Annotated in this window: 20 protein-coding genes; 14 read left to right on the plus strand and 6 right to left on the minus strand. The window is 42.7% G+C overall.

Annotated elements, in window-relative coordinates; genetic code table 11:
• Positions 1–125 precede the first annotated feature (125 nt).
• From SIO70_RS15460 to SIO70_RS15480, 5 genes are all read left to right on the plus strand, one after another.
• Positions 126–893, plus strand: coding sequence for a DUF1080 domain-containing protein (locus tag SIO70_RS15460; RefSeq protein ID WP_320581753.1), 768 nt, complete (start codon positions 126–128; stop codon positions 891–893).
• Between the two features lie 120 nt (positions 894–1013).
• Complete coding sequence (locus SIO70_RS15465; RefSeq protein WP_320581754.1) at positions 1014–1979, plus strand: sensor histidine kinase; 966 nt, start codon at positions 1014–1016, stop codon at positions 1977–1979.
• Between the two features lie 4 nt (positions 1980–1983).
• Entirely contained in the window at positions 1984–2727 is a 744-nt protein-coding gene (locus SIO70_RS15470) for a LytTR family DNA-binding domain-containing protein (protein WP_320581755.1), read from the plus strand.
• 136 nt (positions 2728–2863) lie between these two features.
• Positions 2864–3619, plus strand: a complete 756-nt coding sequence (locus SIO70_RS15475) for a hypothetical protein (RefSeq protein ID WP_320581756.1) — start codon at positions 2864–2866, stop codon at positions 3617–3619.
• 218 nt (positions 3620–3837) lie between these two features.
• Positions 3838–4605: a hypothetical protein gene (locus SIO70_RS15480; protein ID WP_320581757.1), complete on the plus strand. Its 768-nt coding sequence runs from the start codon at positions 3838–3840 to the stop codon at positions 4603–4605.
• A gap of 65 nt (positions 4606–4670) precedes the next feature.
• On the opposite strand, the gene SIO70_RS15485 is transcribed toward SIO70_RS15480, so the two are convergent.
• Positions 4671–5375 carry a DUF4397 domain-containing protein gene (locus SIO70_RS15485; protein ID WP_320581758.1) on the minus strand — a complete coding sequence of 235 codons (705 nt, stop codon included), beginning with the start codon at positions 5373–5375 and terminating at the stop codon, positions 4671–4673.
• Between the two features lie 209 nt (positions 5376–5584).
• Between SIO70_RS15485 and SIO70_RS15490 the strand changes: the two genes are divergently transcribed.
• Together SIO70_RS15490 and SIO70_RS15495 are read left to right on the plus strand one after the other, a co-directional pair.
• Positions 5585–6388, plus strand: coding sequence for an alpha/beta hydrolase (locus SIO70_RS15490; protein WP_320581759.1), 804 nt, complete (start codon positions 5585–5587; stop codon positions 6386–6388).
• A 13-nt stretch (positions 6389–6401) separates the two neighbouring features.
• Positions 6402–7229 (plus strand): hypothetical protein, encoded by an 828-nt coding sequence (locus tag SIO70_RS15495; RefSeq protein WP_320581760.1) that lies wholly within the window; start codon positions 6402–6404, stop codon positions 7227–7229.
• A gap of 195 nt (positions 7230–7424) precedes the next feature.
• Here the strand turns inward: SIO70_RS15495 and SIO70_RS15500 are convergent, their stop codons facing one another.
• Together SIO70_RS15500 and SIO70_RS15505 are read right to left on the minus strand one after the other, a co-directional pair.
• Entirely contained in the window at positions 7425–9830 is a 2406-nt protein-coding gene (locus SIO70_RS15500; protein ID WP_320581761.1) for an alpha/beta hydrolase-fold protein, read from the minus strand.
• A 250-nt stretch (positions 9831–10080) separates the two neighbouring features.
• On the minus strand, positions 10081–10947 hold the full coding sequence (locus SIO70_RS15505) for a diacylglycerol/lipid kinase family protein (RefSeq protein WP_320581762.1): 867 nt from the start codon (positions 10945–10947) through the stop codon (positions 10081–10083).
• A 78-nt stretch (positions 10948–11025) separates the two neighbouring features.
• Between SIO70_RS15505 and SIO70_RS15510 the strand changes: the two genes are divergently transcribed.
• Together SIO70_RS15510 and SIO70_RS15515 are read left to right on the plus strand one after the other, a co-directional pair.
• Complete coding sequence (locus tag SIO70_RS15510; protein ID WP_320581763.1) at positions 11026–11979, plus strand: App1 family protein; 954 nt, start codon at positions 11026–11028, stop codon at positions 11977–11979.
• 44 nt (positions 11980–12023) lie between these two features.
• Positions 12024–12755 carry a DUF481 domain-containing protein gene (locus SIO70_RS15515; RefSeq protein WP_320581764.1) on the plus strand — a complete coding sequence of 244 codons (732 nt, stop codon included), beginning with the start codon at positions 12024–12026 and terminating at the stop codon, positions 12753–12755.
• 200 nt (positions 12756–12955) lie between these two features.
• Here the strand turns inward: SIO70_RS15515 and SIO70_RS15520 are convergent, their stop codons facing one another.
• Both SIO70_RS15520 and SIO70_RS15525 read right to left on the minus strand, forming a co-directional pair.
• Positions 12956–14242, minus strand: a complete 1287-nt coding sequence (locus SIO70_RS15520) for a DEAD/DEAH box helicase (protein ID WP_320581765.1) — start codon at positions 14240–14242, stop codon at positions 12956–12958.
• A 488-nt stretch (positions 14243–14730) separates the two neighbouring features.
• The gene (locus tag SIO70_RS15525; RefSeq protein ID WP_320581766.1) at positions 14731–15144 is read right to left on the minus strand and encodes a GNAT family N-acetyltransferase; all 414 of its coding nucleotides are present in this window, start codon (positions 15142–15144) and stop codon (positions 14731–14733) included.
• Between the two features lie 45 nt (positions 15145–15189).
• On the opposite strand from SIO70_RS15525, the gene SIO70_RS15530 reads away from it, so the two are divergent.
• The gene (locus SIO70_RS15530) at positions 15190–16302 is read left to right on the plus strand and encodes a suppressor of fused domain protein (protein ID WP_320581767.1); all 1113 of its coding nucleotides are present in this window, start codon (positions 15190–15192) and stop codon (positions 16300–16302) included.
• 92 nt (positions 16303–16394) lie between these two features.
• Here SIO70_RS15530 and SIO70_RS15535 read toward each other — a convergent pair whose 3' ends face one another.
• Entirely contained in the window at positions 16395–17093 is a 699-nt protein-coding gene (locus SIO70_RS15535; RefSeq protein ID WP_320581768.1) for a phosphodiester glycosidase family protein, read from the minus strand.
• Positions 17094–17274: 181 nt separating this feature from the next.
• Between SIO70_RS15535 and SIO70_RS15540 the strand changes: the two genes are divergently transcribed.
• From SIO70_RS15540 to SIO70_RS15555, 4 genes are all read left to right on the plus strand, one after another.
• Positions 17275–17763 (plus strand): hypothetical protein, encoded by a 489-nt coding sequence (locus SIO70_RS15540; RefSeq protein WP_320581769.1) that lies wholly within the window; start codon positions 17275–17277, stop codon positions 17761–17763.
• The gene (locus tag SIO70_RS15545) at positions 17760–17993 is read left to right on the plus strand and encodes a hypothetical protein (protein WP_320581770.1); all 234 of its coding nucleotides are present in this window, start codon (positions 17760–17762) and stop codon (positions 17991–17993) included. Before SIO70_RS15540 ends, SIO70_RS15545 begins: the two co-directional genes overlap by 4 nt.
• A gap of 67 nt (positions 17994–18060) precedes the next feature.
• Positions 18061–19047 (plus strand): hypothetical protein, encoded by a 987-nt coding sequence (locus SIO70_RS15550; RefSeq protein ID WP_320581771.1) that lies wholly within the window; start codon positions 18061–18063, stop codon positions 19045–19047.
• Positions 19048–19398: 351 nt separating this feature from the next.
• A complete protein-coding gene (locus SIO70_RS15555; RefSeq protein ID WP_320581772.1) occupies positions 19399–20010 on the plus strand; it encodes a helix-turn-helix transcriptional regulator in 612 nt (203 codons plus the stop codon).
• Positions 20011–20199: the final 189 nt, after the last annotated feature.

Raw genomic sequence — 20199 nt, forward strand, 5'->3', positions numbered from 1 at the left:
TTGTACCCTATTCATATAATATTTAATGAAGATACTAAGGAGATAGCTACTTTACAAGAAATATGATAGCCGGATTGTAATTTGTCGATAGCTTTTTTAATTTAGAGAATTAAATTTTAGTGATCATGCATAAGAAAACGCTAGCAACAGTAGCGGCTGTTGCGCTTTCAGCCACGTTATTTGCGCAGACCAAACCCGAAGACACAGAAGTGTGGGAACCAGTCCCTGCTGTAGTAACCCCCGGTAAGATTAACACAGACGCACCTTCCGACGCAATTATTTTGTTTGATGGCAAAACCCTGGACCAGTGGGTTTCTGTCAAAGATCCTTCCCAGCCTGCAGGCTGGAAGGTATCCGGAGGTATCCTGACTGTGGAAAAGAATACCGGAAATATACAAACGAAAAGGTCTTTTACGAATTACCAACTGCATATTGAATGGCGGGTACCAAAGGATATAACAGGTACCGGACAGGGTAGGGGAAACAGCGGACTGTTTTTAGCATCCACAGGCCCTGGTGATGATGGATATGAGTTGCAGATCCTGGATAACTACAACAATAAGACCTATGTAAATGGTCAGGCAGGTAGTATCTACAAGCAAACGCCTCCACTGGCAAATGCGAACAAAAAGCCAGGTGAATGGCAGACCTACGATGTGATCTGGACAGCGCCAAAGTTCAATAGTGATGGCTCTGTTCAAAGTCCTGCCCGTGTGACCGTGTTCTTCAACGGTATACTGGTACAAAATAATACAGCGTTGCAAGGCCCAACTAAGTACATAGGCAAGGCTTCTTACGAAAAATCACATGGTGCTTGTCCGATCAAATTACAGGCACATGGCGATAAGAGCGAGCCTTTAAGCTTCAGGAACATCTGGATCAGAGAATTGTAAATTTATAAGAGGGTGTATCATAAATCAGATACACCCTCTTTTTTTAGTCCACCCCTCAATTTTGCAGCTTCACCTTTATTTCTATAATTTTAGCAGGGCGATACTGCAATTTTGCCATCAATGAGAAGACAACTCTACATATACAGCTCACTGTTCATTACACTGGCACTCAACATACCTAAACTCTTCACACTAAGAGAAAACACACCCATTTCCCGCTTTGTACCCTTCAACTTATCTGAAGTTATTTTCCAAACTGGTTTTAACCTTATCTTTTGTCTCGTTATTTTTTACATCAGTGATACTTTTAAGATCAACAAAGTCATCACACACTTATTAAACCTGTTAGCATTACTCTTCTTTTTCACCATCGGTCTTACCCTTCAAAAGCACCTGTACGGCGCCGGCTTTTTCCTGCCCGGTCGTGGCTTAGGCATTAAATTGACACTTACACTTATTTTAGTGTTGATAGAGGTCCGCGTAGTCAACATCCTGCGTCAATCCCGTTTCAAAGAACTGGAAAATGACCGGCTTCGCAATGCTTACCTCAAAGCCGAACTGAGTTTACTCAAAGGTCAACTCCAACCGCATTTCTTTTTCAATGCCCTTAGCAGTCTTTCCGGGGTAGTCCGTGAAAACCCTGTCAAGGCACAATATTACATCAACCAGTTATCCCGTTTTTTTCGCTATTCATTGCAAAAAGAAGATACTGGTTTAGTACCTTTAAAAGAAGAGATCAGCGCTATCAACGCCTACGCTGCGTTGCTGAAAATGCGTCATGAAGAAGGTTTTCAACTCAATATAAATATACCGGAAGAACAGCTTCAACGCCTTCTTCCTCACATGTCACTTCAGCCATTGGTAGAAAATGCCCTCAAGCATAATAAGATACCATTACTGCTGGAAATTATATTCAAAGAAAACGAGCTGATAGTAAAGAATAACCTACAACCGGTTCATTTTCCTGAACCCGGAACAGGCATAGGTTTATCGAATTTAAACGAACGATATAAGATCCTCCTTCAGCAGGAAATCAGTATCGAGAAAACAGCCACGGCATTTATCGTAACACTTCCTTTGCAATAAACATATGGCATTACGCGTAGCGATCATAGAAGACGAACCAGCCACTGCCCGCAATCTGCGGCACATGCTCCAGGACATTGCACCGGAAATAGACGTATTGACTATCCTGCCGGGTGTAGCTGAATCCGTGGCCTGGTTGAATGACAACATGCAGCAATGCGAACTCCTGTTTATGGATGTTCGTCTCAGCGATGGCCTGTCCTTCGACATCTTTAGCCAGGTGAACGTAACGCTCCCTGTGATCTTTGTGACCGCTTACGATGACTATGCCCTACAGGCTTTCAAGGCAAACGGTATTGATTACATCCTCAAACCATTTGATGAAAGTGAGTTAAGACAAAGCTTACAGAAATACAATCGCCTGCGCGATAATAGTAAGATGCAGCAACTGGCGGCACAATTCAAATCCTACAAACAATCCTTTCTTGTTCACAACAGGGATAAGCTCATTCCCTTGTCTGCGGGCAACATCGCCTGGTTTTACACGGCAAATGAACTGGTGTATGCCGGCACAGTTGATAATAAACAATACATCATCGACTTTACGATGGAACAGTTGCAACAACAGTTGGATCCTGCGGTATTTTTCCGTGCCAACAGGCAGTTTATTGTACAACGTGGTGCTATCCAGGAAGTTGAATTTTATTTCAATGGCAGATTGACCCTAAAGGTCCATCCAGCGCCAAAAGAACAGATCTTAATCAGTAAGGCACGGGTGCCTGAATTTAAAAATTGGATGAATGTGTGATTCTCAATCATTTGCAAAATAGAAGCTAACATATAATAAAATATTTCCAATTTATTGACGGTAAATGCTTTTATATTAAGAAAATAATGACTATCTAGCAGTACCTATTTATAATTCCCTATTAAAATGTGATTCTATGAAAACACGACGCGTGCGTAAAACGGTCCTTTCCCTTTTAATGCTCTCGGGTTTGGCCATAATGGTTTTTTCCTGTAAGAAGGATGAAGATGATGGCGTCATCACTTCCGATGAAATGGCAGAAGCTGTCAGCCAGTCTTTCAGCAGTTCAGGTGGCGGTCTGGTTGTGCAGACGAATACAGCCCTGAGTGTTGTATCTGCCGCAAACGGTGAGCGCAAGGCAGGCAAACTGTCAGACCAGTGTGATATTCCGTATTCAAAAACGCTGACAAGCGCTAATTCAGATACGGCTACCTATTATACATGGAGTTATGGCATTACGTGGAGCTGGGTATTGGCCTGTACAGAAGGTGTACCTACACAATATGAATTCAAGGCTGCTGGTAGAGCACTGTATGATTTCCCACGCATGTCTTCTGATGATAGCGTGAGTAACAAAATTGTAGTAACCGGCCTGTCAGACGACAGTACCTTCTACAAGGCGAGTCAGACATATATCCGTACAGGTACACAGCAGTCCAAAATTGGGAAGATGCACAAGTTCACCAGCACAGTGACAGTTACATCTACCAATATGTATATTAATAAATCAACACTGAGAATCGTATCTGGTACTGCTACAGTAAATATCAAAGGTGAAAGCTCCAGTGGTAAATCATTCGCCCTGTCAGGTACACTGACATTCTCAGGTAATGATGCGGCATCACTGGTACTGAACGATACGAAGTACACCGTGTCCTGGATCAAAGAATAAACATTTGTGACAAAAGTATACAATCAGCCTTCGCCTTCTGGTGGAGGCTTTTTTATGCTTACTATTTGATAAGCAGTTCTTTATTTCTTCACATACACAATAAAGGATCAATATCAGTCGTTTATATTAATATTTTACTATATATTAGCATGCAAAAAGGGGGACATAAAAATTACTTACTCCTTTTTACTATATTCTAAACTAAACAAAATTCATCTATGAAAAGAATGAGCAACCCCTTGTTGCGCAGTAAAGCTGCCCTGTTATTCATGTGTGTAGCAGCCGGAATGTCTGTAGTAATGCCATCTTGTAAAAAGGACGACAAAGAAAGCAGCCAGCCAGCGGTAAGCCAGGCAGAAGTAGCAACTGTAGTAAATTCTGCAGTAACCAATGGTGGTGTAGCAGCTCAGACTTCAGCTGCAGCTACAACTGCATCTCTCTATCTGGGTGCACGTAAAAGTGCAAAGACAACAGGTGATGATTGCGGTTATACCGACGAGGATTCTTTCCAATTCTCTTCTGATGCAAATGCGTCTACCACTTTCAGCATTGATTACACTTACAAATTTGTGATCACCTGTGCTGCTGATCAGTACCAGTCATTCAACTTTACATTTGCAGCAAAGACATCACTGGGCACTTCCAAGATCTCTGTGGCTGATACTTCAGCTGCTACTTTCGCTATCACCGGTCTGGATGATGCAAGTAAAAATCTGGTATTCAATCAGGCGTTTGACAATAAGGCTTCCCTGATCTCAAAAGATGGTAGCGGTAATTCTTTCTATAGCACACTGAAATATTCTGCTACTGATGTAACAGTTAGCAAAACCACCCTGCAGATCATTTCTGGTACTGCTGCGGTGAAGATCACTGGTATAACTACTACCGGTAAATCATTTAGCTATGAAGGTACGATTGTGTACAAGGGTAGCAATAAAGCTGTATTCACTATCACAGGTGGCAGCAGCTTTGACCTGCAATGGTAATAGACCTGACTTAATAAAAAAAGCTCACACCACCGGTGTGAGCTTTTTTTGTTTTGCACGCTCTTTTAATTATTCTCGATCACACTTATCGCCAGCGGCTGTTCGGTCAGTACATTATTATTCACCAACCCAATCGCCGCTACTGTATAGATCTTTCCGGCTGTCAGCACCACATCACTCTTACTAATCGTTGTTTCGCCACTCGTTGCGTTAGACAGTTTAATAGTATAAGTTCCGGCTGCCATCTCTTTAAATTCACTCACAGACTTATAAGCCACATTGTTAAACAACAAACTGTCGCTCACAAAAAAGTTCTCCGGTGCAGCATTTGTACTCGCATGCACAAAACGGATCTTTGCCTTACCAGATGCCGGCGTACCCAGATCATCTTTCGTCAGAATACCAGTCGTACTGTTATCGCTGGTTTTACCAGTTGCAAACAGTGAATAACTGCCACTCTCAAATTTAACAGGCAGAGACAATACCGCATTTCCACTAACGGTATTCTTAAAATCATAAGTAGCATCGCCTTTCGCTACATTCAGATAAGCAGTAGATGCATTGTAAGCAATAGCAGAAGAATTAATCTTACTGGATCCATTGTACACATCTACACTACCTGCATCGGGGAAAACATTCACAATCTTAACAGTTGCATCAGGTTCAATCGCAGTATCGTCGTCATCTTTGCTACAGGAAGAAAAAGCTACAAGTCCTGCAAATGCAAACGCGGCTAACAAACGGCTGCTGGCATGGTTCAGCATAATCATATTCGGTCTTTTTTTTTAAAATGAAAATATAAGTTGACTCTGCACCTAAAAAAACATAAACTATGCCATGTGATTTAACAAGGCTTTAGCAATAATCATTATGGGCTTTTTTACACATCTTGTAGTAGAATTCCTCAAAGCATGTAAAGCTGTTTAACCATATAATTCCTTATTTTAGCTAACCGGATGCAACCCCCCGTTATTATTATATGCACACAGTAAAGGAGAAGAATAACGTTCACGTTATTGGTAAAACAGATGCCGCACAAACCATCATCTTCGGTCATGGTTTTGGTTCTGACCAGACAGTGTTTGCGCCACTGTTCAAGGCATTTGAAGCGGATTATAAGATCGTGCTCTTCGACAATGTAGGTGGGGGTCAGGCAGATATCAATGCCTTCAGCCCTTCCCGCTACAGCTCTATTCAGGGGTATGTAACTGATATGGGAGACCTGCTCCGGGAGTTAAAACTGGAAAACGTGATCTATGTAGGCCACTCTGTAAACGGTATGATTGGCCTGCTCTCCGCTATAAAATATCCATCTTACTTTAATAAACTGGTGCTGCTGGGCAGCAGCCCCCGTTACCTGAATGAGCCTGAAACCGGCTATGTAGGCGGTTTTAACATGGAAGCGCTGGAACAATTATACCACGCTATGAGTACCAATTACTACGCCTGGGCCAGTGGTTTTGCCCAGCTCGTGGTGCAAAACCAGGACAGACCAGAGCTGGCCGCAAATTTTGCCAAAAGCTTATCCTCCATTCGTGCAGATATTGCATTGTCTGTAGCAAAAGTTATCTTTGAGATGGATCACAGGAGTGACCTGGGTAAATCCAGCATACCTGCCCTGATCGTACAGAGTTCAGACGATCCGGCTGTGCCCAGTGAAGTAGGGGACTATATGTTAAAGCATATACCTAACAGCCAGCTGGCCATTGTGCATACCAAAGGGCATTTTCCCCATGTGAGTGCACCGGATGAGGTGATCAATATTATTAAGTCCTTTATATAAACAGCCTTTTATAGTGACACGCTGGGAAAGAACTGCGCTTACATTTATTAGTCAGACGAGTGATTGGGACAGGAACCTGGATACGACTTCATTCCTTCCCTTCAGCATATCATTGTTACGGGAGTTGTTGGGGGCCTATATCTCACTGCAACTTGATTTCGAGGATGCCTATACTGCCAAAGTAAAGGCAGCGAGCCCGTCTTACCTGAATGATCTGATACTGAACCCTGATCCGCTCACAGCATTGTTGGAACAACATCATTATAAGGCAATATACTGGTCACAGATCCCTGAAAGGAATGCCCTCGATGATTTATTACAGGCGCTCTCTTCTGCCGTTATTTTGCCTGTAAAAGAGCCGGGTGTGAATGCGCTTATCCTCTTTGGGTGGAGTGAGCCGCAATCATTCGATGCCAGTGCCCGGGAATGCCTGGAAATTATTCGGTGCCGGTTTAAGGAAATTCTTCAGCAATCGCATACCCAGCGTATAGTTAATATTACTATGTCCCGCTTCACTGCTATTATGCATACCATTCCACAGGCGCTGGTATTTATTAGTAACGATGGCCATTCCGGTTGGGTGAATACAGCTGCTGCAAGTCTGCTCGATCTGGATAGTTCCGGCGAACAGCCACCTCATGTATTATCGACCGTAATGGGCAAGTTGATAAATAGTGCGGAGAATAAGGAGGTGATCAATAAAGAAGCTTTGCTGCTGTTTACATCTCCGGATAGTAAAATGAAGGACATGAAGTGGGAGATACCTGGAAATACATTGTCAGTATCCTGTATGCCGGTAGATGGAATAGGCAGATTGTGGGAATTTAAGAGAATTACATAGCCGGCCGCAGGCCATTGCGGTAATAAAAAAGGGTCGTCTTAAAAACTTTGAGACGACCCTTTTTTTGGTACCTGAAGGCGGGAATTTCGTACATGCCATTCTCATGGCCTTCCTGTTATTATGATATATCCCCTTTTTTTCTGAAAATGGTTTTCTTCTTCGTTGTTGAATTCCCTCTTTCCTGAATGTTTTTATTTAGTTTGTTATTTCATCTTTCACACTCAACTTCCACTCATTATCATAAAACCCTGCTGTCTTCACCTCTGTCTCTTTCCCCTTCAGCAACTCCGCAGAGAAGATCATATAATCCGGAAATCCACTTCCTCCCGCAAAATACTGATTCGCTTCCGCCGCTTTCATACCTTTCAGACCAGTACCGCCTATCACCGCCACAGCAGCCACCTTACTATCCATTCTGGGATACATAAAATACCCTGCCAATGCATCGCCTGTATAACTCTTCTCACCCACAGTCACTTTACCTCTGCTCATCTGCACAGGGGAATTTTTCAACAGCAATCCATATGCTTTATTCGTAGTCGCATTCCCATAAATGATCACCCCTCTATCAGCATAATCCGCAGCCTTAAAATCTTTATCCGCCACTATATCTATTGCACCATTTCCTCTGTAATACCACGTCTCTGCATCATACCTCGCTTTATTCAAAGACCATGCATTTTCCTCAGGCGTACCTGCTGTGCCATATACAAATACCATCCTGTGGTTAAATGCTTCTTTCAGCGTACCATTTCTTACAATACCTTTATCTGTTTCTGCTGGTGCCTTTCCGATGGTCCACTGAGATCCATGCTGCAAATACAATATCTCTCCATGAGAAGCATATTTTATTGTCTGTCCATCCAATACAATTTCACCATCAAATCCTTTCAGATCCAATGCCAGCACTTCCACATTACTGGTGGTTCCACTGATATTGTTTCCTGCACGACGCAACTGTACCCTGCTATATTCCAACGCATGCTGCTGCTGTAATACCTGCACCCAATGATACTTAGAAGAGATCGCGGTACTTGCCGTAGTAAAATCTACCACCTTCACACTGCTATCTGCCGGAATCGTATGCCATTTAAAATAAGAAAACAACGGACCCCAATCCACACAGGTATCCCCATACCAATGCTCACCACCCGGATATTCATAATAACTAAAATCAGGATGAAAATCTGCCAGTATCTTTTTCATTTGTCTGGCATAATCTACAGACACTACGCGATCACTATCCCCATGCAAAATATACACACCACCAGCCTTATAGTTATTCGCTAACTTAAAAGTATTACTTGGATTGCTCGCTCTCAGCAGGATCTGCTCCGTGTTATTCTTCGGTGAATCAGGAATCAATCCATCTGCAGAACCATATCCCATCAAAGTCGGATACCCTGAACATGGTGCAATTGCCGCCCACTTTCCAGGGAAAGTAGCCCCTAAGATCCACGTACCATGACCACCCATAGAGTGCCCTGTCAGATAGATCCTTTCAGGATCCGGTTTGAATTCTGCGGTTGCAATATTCAACACTTCCAGTGCATCCAGTCTGCCCCAGTCTTCCCAGTTAAAACCGCGTGGACGCCTGTTTGTAGGCGCAGCCAATACACCCCAGTCTTTATATTTATATGCTCTCGCCTGGTTGATCGCCTGCACTTCTGCACCATGTACAGATAGGAACAAAGCCGGTGCTTTCCCCGTCGGGTTCAGTTGTGGAGATACCGCATAATATTGAACACTACCATCAATTCCACTTACGAATGTGCTGCTATAATGTTCGCTTGCACTCACGGTCTTCAATGCCATGTTTTTACTGTCAATCACTTTATTCTGACTGCTCAGCGTCAGTGCCACACTGTTATTATCATTACCCGCAGCAGAAGCATCCATCATAAATCCTACTTTACGTGTGGCCAGTGGGGCGATTTCAGGCAGGGTAGTGGTGAGGGTCTTGCCCTGTATTGTCGCCTTTATCTGTAGGCCTTTCAGTGCTTTGTCCGACGTGTTGATCACCACAACTGCACCCCACAAACCACTATTATCTTTACCCTTCACCACAAACGGCATCGTAGAATCGGCCACACTGATATACACAGGTTGTTTTGGGAAAGTGAGCTGTGCACGCATTCCCTGACGCCCCCAGCCACGGCTGGTACGAATGTAGAACTCATTTACCCCCTGCTTTAACTGCACGGGTGTAAACATCCATCCATAGCGGTACATATCACCCGCATGTGGCACACCATTCACATACACCATCTGGTGGCCGGTGATGTTTAAAATCGCTGTCTGTGCTTTCGGAGAATTGTACTTTACATAGATATATCCATTTGTCAGCGCCTTTCCGGAAAAGGCGCCATCCTCACCGGCAGTCACTGTCTGCCATTTCTCTCCATCAAATGACTGACTGCCATTCGTTGGTGCCTGCAGGGGGCCATTGCTCATGGCGTATGCCAATTGATCCGTAAACAAAGCCGTTCTGCCATACTGATGACAGGCGCCACTCCTAAATCCCTCCTTAAATACATAACCATCCTGTGCAAAGAGGGAGTTCCCTGCCAATATTGCCAGGGCTAAAAATAATCGCCGCATAAAATTGATTTATGCAAACAAAATAGAAAGTGGAGGGAAGAAATGCACGTAGTATTTTGCCCGATATGGGTGTAATTTGAAGAGCGGTAATATTGGGGCGTTATGTGGGCGATACAAGGGTAAGATGTGGCGCCGAAAGGGAGTTATGCAGGCGCTACAAAGGGAATATGCGGCGTCCCTAAAGTAATTTGCTGGTGCCTGAAATGTATAATGCAGCGCCGCAAATGTATTATCCGGCACTGCAAAAGTATTATGCCGGTACCAATACGTGCAGTGCTTTTGCCATTATCTCCGCTTTCACAGAACTGGTCTTCCCTAAATATTCCCCATCCACCTGAAAATGCGCTTTTCTACGCGTCATAATCGTCACCTGGTCTGCCTGTATCACCTCCGTCTTCTTCGGATCAAAAGGCTTAAATCTTCTGATCATCTTAAATAACTCCCACAAAGAAAGTCTCCTGATGATCACCACCTCAAACAACCCATCGCTGAGATTGCCATCCGGATTTATATTCACCCCTGTTCCATACCTTCTCGCATTTGCCAGCACAATCATAAAGGCCACCCTCGACAGGTGTACCTCTGCATTCCTGATTTGTACCTGCAAAGACTGCTTTTGCCATAAGGTCTTAATCGAAGACAGCGCATAGCCCAGTTTGCCACGAATACCTCTCTGTTCAAAGTTCTTTACCAGCAGGGCATTTAGCCCTAAATCTCCCAGGTGTATACAGATCTCCTGTTGATTGATGCGGATCACATCAATGACCTGTACCTTTCCTTCCAATACCACCACCATCGCCTTTTCGAACTCCGTGGGTATAGACAGTTCCGCAGCCATGCCATTGGCAGAGCCGGCAGGAATGATACCCATAGGGATCTGTGTATGTAATAAATGCGAGGCTACTGCTTTCACTGTACCATCACCACCCACAGCCACTACACGATCCGGATGCCAGTATTGAATTGTTTTTTTCAGCTCCTGCTCCGATGCAGGGCCGTCTAATATGCATATTTCAATCGTTTCTGCCCGTTCGTTAAAAAAATTCCTTATCAATGTAGCATGATCGGCCTTCTTTTTGCCGCCCGAAACAGGATTGATCACAAAGAGTAGCCGCATAGGTTGCCATTTATATGCTATCATTACAAAATCAGCGCCTGAATGACAGTATGGAATAAAATTCTACATAGGCTCGGTATGGAGACACGTCCTCATATCAGGGTATACAATGGATTTGGAGGGGCAGAATACCTCGAAATATTCGGTCATGTACTTGGCATTGGTCCGAGGCCTGTTACACGCTACAGCCGGTTCTTTCCGGTCAATATGTTTGCGTTGTTACGCCTCTTCTGGGTAAGGCCTGTGGCAGGCATCAAAGTCATGCTGGAATGGGAAGGGGTAGCAGTCACGGCCATAACGGAGAAAGATGGGTTCTTCCATCTACAATGGCGGCCTGCCCGCATGCCGGAAGCAGGAATATACAATGTACAGGTAAGGATGGTAGATGTAGTGGATTCTCCTGTTTCGGAGACCACCGGTGTAGTTATTATTCCACATTACACACAGTTTGGCTGCATCTCTGATATCGACGATACTTTCCTGGTTTCCCACTCTGCAAAGATTGTGAAGCGCCTGCAGGTATTGTTTACCCGCAATGCCCGTACCCGCAAACCTTTTGAAGGAGTGGTACGACATTACCAGTTACTAAGCCATGCCACCAATCCTTTCTTTTATGTATCCAGTAGTGAATGGAACCTGTATGCATATATAAGAGAATTCATCCGCTTTAATGGTTTACCAGGTGGTGTATTTTTATTAAACCAGTTAAAACCTCTCCGGCAATTATTAAAGAGCGGACAAAACAAACACAAAACAAAGTTCACCCGCATCACCCGTATCCTCAAGCATTATCCTGATATGAGATTCGTTTTACTCGGCGACGATACGCAGGAAGATCCCAATATTTACAAAGCACTGGTAGATCACTTTGGTACACAGATCATTGCTGTATACCTGCGCAAAGTGCGGAACAGCAAAGCCATTGCTACCCGCGAAATCGTGCAGGCCATGCAGGACAAGGGGATCGCTGTATGTTATTTCGAACACAGTGAAGAAGGTATAGACCATTCCAAGCGCATTGGATTAATATAAGGTATTGATTTTAGGCATATTAATTGTGCGTAAGGCATCGTTTTATGAGAAGGATAATCATCACAATATTCACTATATTTTTATGCGGAACTGCTTTTGCACAGTTTAGCGATTCGGTACACTACTATGGGAAGTTTGCTTCTACGGGTTCTATCAACAAGACCAACGAAGGCAATTCTTACCTGTTGAGCAACATGTTCAAGGTCGGTGTGAGCAGGAAAAAGATTGTAATGAACGGGTTTGGCAGCTGGGTGTATGGAGAGTCGAACCGTGAACTCACGAACAATGATTTCTCTACATCGCTTGACTTCAGTCTCTTTCGTGCGGTGAAACAAATTTATTACTGGGGACTTGCGAACTATGATAAAAGTTTCTCGTTGAAAATAAACGATCGTTTTCAGTCGGGTGCGGGTATAGCCTATAATTTCCTTGACAGGAAAACCGCTTATCTCTCATTAAGTGATGGTTTCATATGGGAAAAGGGGGATCTCTTTATAGACGATACATTGCATGATGTATACGATGCCGTACGCAACTCAGTTCGTATATCTTACAAATTTGTTTTTGCCAATATGATCACGATAGATGGGACACAGTTTTTTCAGCCAGATATTACTGATATAAGTGATTATAACCTGAAATCGGTGAATAATATAGCCTTTGCTTTGCGAAAGTGGATAGCGATCACTGCGTCGATGACATATAATAAGGTAACGCGAACGGGAAGGGAGAACTTAATATTTACATATGGGTTAACGCTGGAGAAATATTTCTGAGGTTCCAGCTGTTAGAGAGAGACTTTGAGATACCAGCTGTTAAAAAGATATTTCTGAGGTTCCAGCTGTTAGAAAGAGGCTTTGAGATACCAGCTGTTAAAAAGATATTTCAGAGGTTCCAGCTGTTAGAAAGACTTTGAGATACCAACTGTTAAAAAGATATTTCAGAGGTTCGCCATGGCGAACCTCTGAAAATAATATTATCTCGCAGCCTGAGGCTTTGGTCTATGTTTCTTAGGAGCATTTACACTACCCTGCCTGTTTCTGTGGAAACCGCCACCACCACCTTGTGGCTTCTTTGGTCTGTTTTGCTGAATGGGTGCTTTCACAGCCTGCATCCCTACTAACGGATCATGAAAAGGTTGATCCGTTACTAAAGGGATCTCTCTGTTGATCAGTTTCAGGATATCTTTCAGGAATGGTTTTTCTTCTTCTTCACAGAATGAAATCGCGATACCGTTCGCACCTGCACGACCGGTACGGCCAATGCGGTGTACATAGGTTTCAGGTACATTCGGCAATTCAAAGTTTACCACATGCGTGAGGTCGTCGATATCAATCCCCCTGGCAGCGATGTCGGTAGCCACCAGTACACGGGTCTGACGGTTCTTGAAATTACTCAATGCACGTTGTCTCGCATTCTGTGATTTATTACCATGGATAGCTTCAGCAGTCACACCTAATCTAACGAGGTCTTTCACCACTCTGTCCGCGCCATGTTTTGTACGGGCAAATACGAGCAGTGTTTTGATCGCATCATCTTTCAGGATGTGTTGGAGCAGGTGGCGTTTATCCTGTTTCTTTACATAATATAAAGATTGTGTGATAGTTTCAGCAGTAGAAGATACGGGTGTTACTTCTACTTTCGCAGGATTTTTCAGGATCATGGCGGCCAGTTTCTGAATTTCCGGCGGCATAGTTGCAGAGAAGAACAAAGTCTGTCTGTTCTCAGGCAATTTGATGATCACGCGTTGTACATCGTGTACAAATCCCATATCGAGCATACGGTCAGCTTCATCCAGCACGAAGAACTTAACATCTCTGAGTGTGACAATATTCTGACTAATCAGGTCAAGCAGACGACCAGGGGTCGCTACTAAAATATCTATGCCTCTGCGTAGTGCATCTACCTGTGGTACCTGTGATACGCCACCAAAGATCACCTGATGTTTCAGGGGAAGGTATTTACCATAAGCCTGCAGGCTTTCCTGGATCTGTATCGCGAGTTCGCGGGTAGGAGTGAGGATTAAAGCGCGGATGGGTCTTGGGCCTTTTTGTACAGCGGGCGTCGTTTCTGACAGCAGCTGTAACAATGGAATGGCAAAAGCGGCTGTTTTACCGGTACCGGTCTGGGCACAACCCAACAGATCTCTTTTGTCCAATACATATGGAATGGATTGTTGCTGTATAGGAGTTGGCTCAGAGTATCCTTCTTCTTTCAACGCCTTCAGCACGGGCTCAATGAGCCTTAATTGTTCGAATGACAAAATCTTATATTTTTAATGATAAATGTTTTGGTAAGGCTATCATTGCAGTTGATACGTTACCCGCCTTACTCGCAAACCTATAGAGGAAGAGAATAAAAGTAATGCAAAGGTACGGTAAATTATTTAAATGCTTGTCAGGTCTTAATTTAAATATCCCTTAGCGCAGATATTTTATGATTTCTTTTGGTTTTCCTGGGCAGCATTCTTATTGAAACATGCGCTTCTCAGATTAGTTTTTCCATGATTTTGTTACTGTTTCTTTTACTTCTTATCCTGATTTTACCATCATTCTTCTACCGCTTCTTTTTCTTCTTATCCCAGTTTTTACATGATTAGACTCCTGTTTCTTTTACTTCTTATCCTGTTTTTACCATCATTTTTCTACCGCTTCTTTCTTTTCTTATCCCAGTTTTTACATGATTTGACTACTGTTTCTTTTCCTTCTTATCCTGTTTTTACCATCATTCTTCTACCGCTTCTTTTTCTTCTTATCCCAGTTTTTCCATCATTCTCTCCGGGTTTTCTACCACTACAAATCCCGCCTTTTCATACAAGCTGTGTGCATCTTTCGTCACCAATCCCCATCTTTTCAGTGTCTGTAATTCCGGGTGAGACATAACCGCTTGCAGCAGCATCTTACCTAGACCGTGTCCTCTATGTGTTTCTGTGATAAACACATCCATCAGCCAGCCGAAAATAGTATAATCAGTTACAACCCTGGCAAAACCCACTTGTTTGCCGGAACCGGTGTATACACCAAAGCAAAGAGAATTGTCAACAGATCGTTGTATGGCATCAATGGTACGATCTTTGGCCCAATAGGAACGTTTACTTAAAAATTCATGGATCATAGGGAGATCCAGTTGCGATTTGTCAGTAGATACAAAGAAAGGGTTATCCATACGGCAAATGTAACATGTTTGGAGATAAGTATATATCTTGCAATTATGAATAAGGAACCTCAGGTATTGATAGAACAACCGAATGGAAGGCATACCATGTATGCATCGGTAGAGCAGGATGATCGTACAGCTTATTTGTACCTGTTCCCTGCGGAATTACAGAGTAAAAAGTATAAGATGCGTGCCTGCTGGCTACGCAATTTGTTGCCCGCGCCGGAAGTAAAGGACGTGGCAGCAATGCACAATGGTACAGCGCCGATGTTACAGCGCAAGTACTGTAACCACCCGGATGGTAAGGAACCGTTGAAAGCAGAATTGTTAGAGATTGTATGGTTGCCTGAAGATGACGGTGCGGCCGTATTATATGAGGGTGAAATACTCGGTGTGATTCCCGGATGGAGCCTGTATGTAGATGAAGCAGTATCTTATGCTGCGGATTGTATAGGTGTGGAAGGTGAAGATTTCCTGGTATTGCCGTTAGGTGATCCGGGTACGAATCAGCAGTTTGCCCGTGTAGGAGAGGCGGTGGCATTCCGTAATCAGTGGAGTAGTGTGGAGGCTCCCGCATGGCCGGTGATACAGGAGAATTTTATTAATAGCTATGAGCAGCGGTTTGGAAAGATGCTGCAATACTTTGCGATAGATAACAATGAATGGCCACCAATGGCGATGGGGAAATTTGAAAAGGATAATATTGTATATTTTTTAACCATGGGAGCGAGTATTCGTCCTATGCCATGGGTGTCTTATCTGTACAACGATACTTCCGAAGCTTACCGCAGGATGGAGCTGGCGCTGGCAGTAGACAAGAATGAATTCTCTGAAGAAGAGATCATGAAGATGGCGGAGAGCATTGCAACTATGGCCGATATTCCATGGAGGCATATTAGCTGGTTGGGAGAGGGGCATACGATTGGTTCTTCCAAATTGCCGGAGCCTTATGAGAGTATGGTGTTGTCATCAGCATTGTATAATGGCGAAGCGATAGAACTGCCGGAGATGTATGGAGATAAGGTGAATCTGTTCTGGGCGAGTCCGGTTACGCAGAAGGAGCGGGAGTTTGCGCATAGAAAGGCGAATGGCGGGTATGAGTTGCTGGAGTTGATGATACAGAAGGATGCGACGCATGTGGTGAAGAAGAGAAAAGCAGTATTGTAAAATTATATTGAGCCGGCTCTTTTTTGAGAGCCGGCTTTTATTTTAGGGATAGCCTGTTATTGCTGGAAGTATCAGGAAAACGCACTCATCTTTTATTGAGCTGACACGGCAATCATCACCCCAAAATCTCCTCCTACATCTTCCTTTCTATTCCCCTTTAAATACATCTTAGAAATCACCCCATCTAAATATAACGCATTCTTACACTCAAACTTCTCCTTAAAGATGCTGGCAAATTCATAAAAATTCGTCTGGTTACTCTTCGAAATAATAAACACCACTTTCCCATCTGGCATAATCCCAACACCACTTCTCAGGTTTACATTTTCTGATCCCTGCTTAAACAGCGGATGAATATTTCCATCAATCACCAGCATCGGTCCTGACTGTGTCGCATAGCTGATATCCTTGTTTTTAAAGGAAGATGTAGTCGATACATGCGCACCTTCTTTATCTGTATAAAATACCCCATTCGGTAACAGGTAAAAATTACCCGGTTTGTTCTGTGCGGTATCCAATGGCCGGATCGTCTTCCCATTTTCTATATACAATCCTACGGGTACATTCCCGGGTTGGAACATCCCTCCGTTGGTGATCATTAAAATATCTTTTCCTGATGCCTGCTTCACGGCAGCAATATTTTTATAAGGGATGCCCTTATCATCCAGCCAATGCATACGAATCACCTCCTTTGTAGGATCTACAATGATCGCATCATATTCCTGCTGGTGCCAGGTAAAACTCAACTCCTGGGAAAATAAAATGAAAAAAGCAGTTAACAATATTTTCATAGATATAAAGTTATACTTTTAAACAAAGCAAACCCGACTTCAAAGAGGGCTATAAAAAATTATCAAATGGTTTTTATCCAGTATAATTGTTTGACCTGAAGATGAAAATTAGATATCTGCCTGGATGAATTTTATGCCATAAATCCCGTAAATTCAAAGTGGTTCTTCAACCTGAAAAAATATGCCTGAACAACCCTCCATATTTGACGACTCTTTCGAAACGGGCTTAAAACAACGCCGCCGTGCCCTGATGCCACTGTTCCTCAAGATCTATCTTGTCACCTTCGCACTATTCTGTGTTTATCAGGTTGTCGCCAGGTGTTACTTTATTTATAAGTATTCCTATTTCTACCGTCAAACCGGGCTGCTGGGTCTCAGTGAAATAAGTTTTTTCCTGATGATCCTTCGAAGCGTGCTGGGTGTTATTGTCATGATAGCTACCATCCTGTCATTATGGATGGAGTGGAAGTGGGCGATCCGGTTCAACTGGGCGGTATTGGTCTATTGGACCCTCATGGGAGTCGTTGATTATGTAACCGGCAATGGTTACGGTATATACCTGGGTGTCATGGCATTGGTACTGGCCCCATATTTTTCCATGCTATACCAGATCCAGCAAAAATGGGAGAGCGAAGCCGTCTCCGGGCGTGAATTAAAACAAGCAAAATGAAAATGGGTTGTACTGTTAACTTTAAAAAGGAATCCCTGAAAATCCCCAATTACCTTGAATTCTTTCACACATTTGTTCCTTTCTCCCCCGAAAGATTATCAACCGATGAAGGAGAGGAACGTACCCTCACCGGCGAAGCCATCGAAAGCGCACGTGCAATACAATGGGCATGGCGAAACTGGCTGGATTTTGATGGATTGGTGAAAAAGTTTAGCATCCATAACCCATGAATTTCACATATTTTGATAACCGTAATTATTATATTGCATCTTATCCCTATAAGATCAGCAGAACATAATGAAACATCTTTTTATCCTTTGTCTATATTTTCACAGTGTTTTTAATGTATGTGCACAGCAAAAGAAAATTAACCTTTGTGCTTCAACCCGGTTCTACGTTGTAGCGAAAGAATTTCGAATACCCAATGCGGCTTGTACTGTAAATAATAAAAATTTAAATGCGCTGAAAGAGCAGATCCGAAAGAAATTTGAAATCAATGGGACATTTGTGAGCATGAATGCATTTTTGATAGAAGGGAATACGTATGCAGAAGCGCTTTATAAAAGTAAGAAATGTGATACACTGGCTATATTGTATCTTTTTGACAAAAAGAAAAGGTTATTTTACTCAGACCCTTACAGGTTACAGGACGGCGTGTTCGATTTCCGATGGGAAAAATCCCAGGGTAATATTTCCCTGTATCGGAGAATAAAGAAGGACAACAAGGGGCGTGTTACAGCAAAGTTTCAATATGATGAGCATCAGAAAATGATTCATCGGTCTGTAGAAGATGGTCATAGCAAATGGGGAAGTGTTGTAAAGACCAGGCGGATAAAGAAAACCATTTCTCTTTGTGATATAATGGCGCTGCCAGGAACAACAAAACTTGTTGATATTCCCAAAACCAAGTCCACCATTCAGAATAAAAATATAAGTACGATAAAATCAGATATTACGGCTGGATGTAGCATTGATGGTACGATGATCAGGATAAAGGCCTTTTCAGCATACGATAATACTTTTGCGGAAGTCTTGTATAAAACTAAAAAATGTGATACAGTAGCGTTATTATTTCACTGGGAAAAAGGGGAGGGGTGCACTGCATCCAGGCCGTACAAAATATTTGAAGGGGTGGCTGATTTTAGAATGAGTAAGAGTAATGGACGAATTAATTTATATAGAAAGGTGGGATTAAAGGGAAAGAAGCACACTGCAAGCTTTGCCTACGATATGAAAAAGGATATAATTGATAGCTATTTATATAATGGAGTCAATAAATGGTAGAACTCAGAGCGGTCTTTAATAAATGGAAAGTCTGTTAACTGGATAATTAATGGACAGTACATGAATGCTGATTGTTGGTTTTTTATGCGCAAGCGAACTATCTTTGCTCCATTCCCTAAGAAAATGAAATATAGTAGCCGCCACCATCCTTTAAGAGATTCGGCTTCAATAATCATAGACCCGGCGATAGCCATCAAAATCTAAACCCAGACCTTTGCCATATCAAAATCGCCCATCATGAAACATGTATTGATCACCGGCGCCAACAAAGGCATCATGTATTTCATCGCTCCCGGTCAGGTCTTCAATATCGAAGTCCCAACTGAAAAGCAGCCTAATAAATCCGGATAGATGCTACTTATTCACCCGGATTTCTTTTGGAATACTGCTCTGGCAAAGAATATCAAACAATACGAATATTTCGGTTATGCTGCGCACGAAGCGCTCTTCTTATCTGATAAAGAAGAAACAACTATCATAAACATCATTCATAATATCCGGCAGGAATATCATGCTAACATCGATAAATTCACCCAGCAAATCATCGTATCTCACATCGGGACACTCCTGAATTATGCGGATAGGTTTTACAATCGTCAATTCATCACGAGAAAAATCACCAACCACCAGATCCTCGATAAATTAGAGCAATTGCTCAATACCTGTTTTCAAAGTGAAAAACTATTAGCTAATGGTATCCCCACTGTACAATTAATTTCCGAAAATTTAAACATCTCTCCCAACTACCTGAGTAGCCTGCTTAAAAACCTTACTGGCCAAAGTACCCAGCAACATATACAAAACAAACTGATTGAAGTAGCCAAACAAAAGCTCTCTACCACCAGTTTATCTGTAAATGAAGTCGCTTATGAATTAGGATTTGAACATCCTCAATCCTTCAGAAAGTTTTTTAAATCCAAGACGAATATGTCTCCGTTGGAATTTAGGGAATCCTTTAATTAGTAATCTGGAATCCCGGTGAAAAATTTTGTAATCTGGTTTTATTATCTAATTTTCCCTTCAGCATTCTGTTTAACCTTATCTGTCAGCGAACGACCCATAGCAATTTTTTAATTCAAACAATTACCTATGTCATGATGTTGCCATCGAGAAAGCATTAACACCCGTTTTATTTAAAAATCCCTAAATATT

It is taken from the genome of Chitinophaga sancti (genome assembly GCF_034087045.1).
Taxonomy (GTDB): domain Bacteria; phylum Bacteroidota; class Bacteroidia; order Chitinophagales; family Chitinophagaceae; genus Chitinophaga; species Chitinophaga sancti_B.

Bases quoted from the DNA above. Each gene is read 5' to 3' on its own strand.
- SIO70_RS15460 (WP_320581753.1), top strand. From the start codon at position 126: ATGCATAAGAAAACGCTAGCAACAGTAGCGGCTGTTGCGCTTTCAGCC.
- SIO70_RS15465 (WP_320581754.1), top strand. From the start codon at position 1,014: ATGAGAAGACAACTCTACATATACAGCTCACTGTTCATTACACTGGCA.
- SIO70_RS15470 (WP_320581755.1), top strand. From the start codon at position 1,984: ATGGCATTACGCGTAGCGATCATAGAAGACGAACCAGCCACTGCCCGC.
- SIO70_RS15475 (WP_320581756.1), top strand. From the start codon at position 2,864: ATGAAAACACGACGCGTGCGTAAAACGGTCCTTTCCCTTTTAATGCTC.
- SIO70_RS15480 (WP_320581757.1), top strand. From the start codon at position 3,838: ATGAAAAGAATGAGCAACCCCTTGTTGCGCAGTAAAGCTGCCCTGTTA.
- SIO70_RS15485 (WP_320581758.1), bottom strand. From the start codon at position 5,375: ATGATTATGCTGAACCATGCCAGCAGCCGTTTGTTAGCCGCGTTTGCA.
- SIO70_RS15490 (WP_320581759.1), top strand. From the start codon at position 5,585: ATGCACACAGTAAAGGAGAAGAATAACGTTCACGTTATTGGTAAAACA.
- SIO70_RS15500 (WP_320581761.1), bottom strand. From the start codon at position 9,830: ATGCGGCGATTATTTTTAGCCCTGGCAATATTGGCAGGGAACTCCCTC.
- SIO70_RS15505 (WP_320581762.1), bottom strand. From the start codon at position 10,947: ATGCGGCTACTCTTTGTGATCAATCCTGTTTCGGGCGGCAAAAAGAAG.
- SIO70_RS15510 (WP_320581763.1), top strand. From the start codon at position 11,026: ATGGAGACACGTCCTCATATCAGGGTATACAATGGATTTGGAGGGGCA.
- SIO70_RS15515 (WP_320581764.1), top strand. From the start codon at position 12,024: ATGAGAAGGATAATCATCACAATATTCACTATATTTTTATGCGGAACT.
- SIO70_RS15525 (WP_320581766.1), bottom strand. From the start codon at position 15,144: ATGGATAACCCTTTCTTTGTATCTACTGACAAATCGCAACTGGATCTC.
- SIO70_RS15530 (WP_320581767.1), top strand. From the start codon at position 15,190: ATGAATAAGGAACCTCAGGTATTGATAGAACAACCGAATGGAAGGCAT.
- SIO70_RS15535 (WP_320581768.1), bottom strand. From the start codon at position 17,093: ATGAAAATATTGTTAACTGCTTTTTTCATTTTATTTTCCCAGGAGTTG.
- SIO70_RS15540 (WP_320581769.1), top strand. From the start codon at position 17,275: ATGCCTGAACAACCCTCCATATTTGACGACTCTTTCGAAACGGGCTTA.
- SIO70_RS15545 (WP_320581770.1), top strand. From the start codon at position 17,760: ATGAAAATGGGTTGTACTGTTAACTTTAAAAAGGAATCCCTGAAAATC.
- SIO70_RS15550 (WP_320581771.1), top strand. From the start codon at position 18,061: ATGAAACATCTTTTTATCCTTTGTCTATATTTTCACAGTGTTTTTAAT.
- SIO70_RS15555 (WP_320581772.1), top strand. From the start codon at position 19,399: ATGCTACTTATTCACCCGGATTTCTTTTGGAATACTGCTCTGGCAAAG.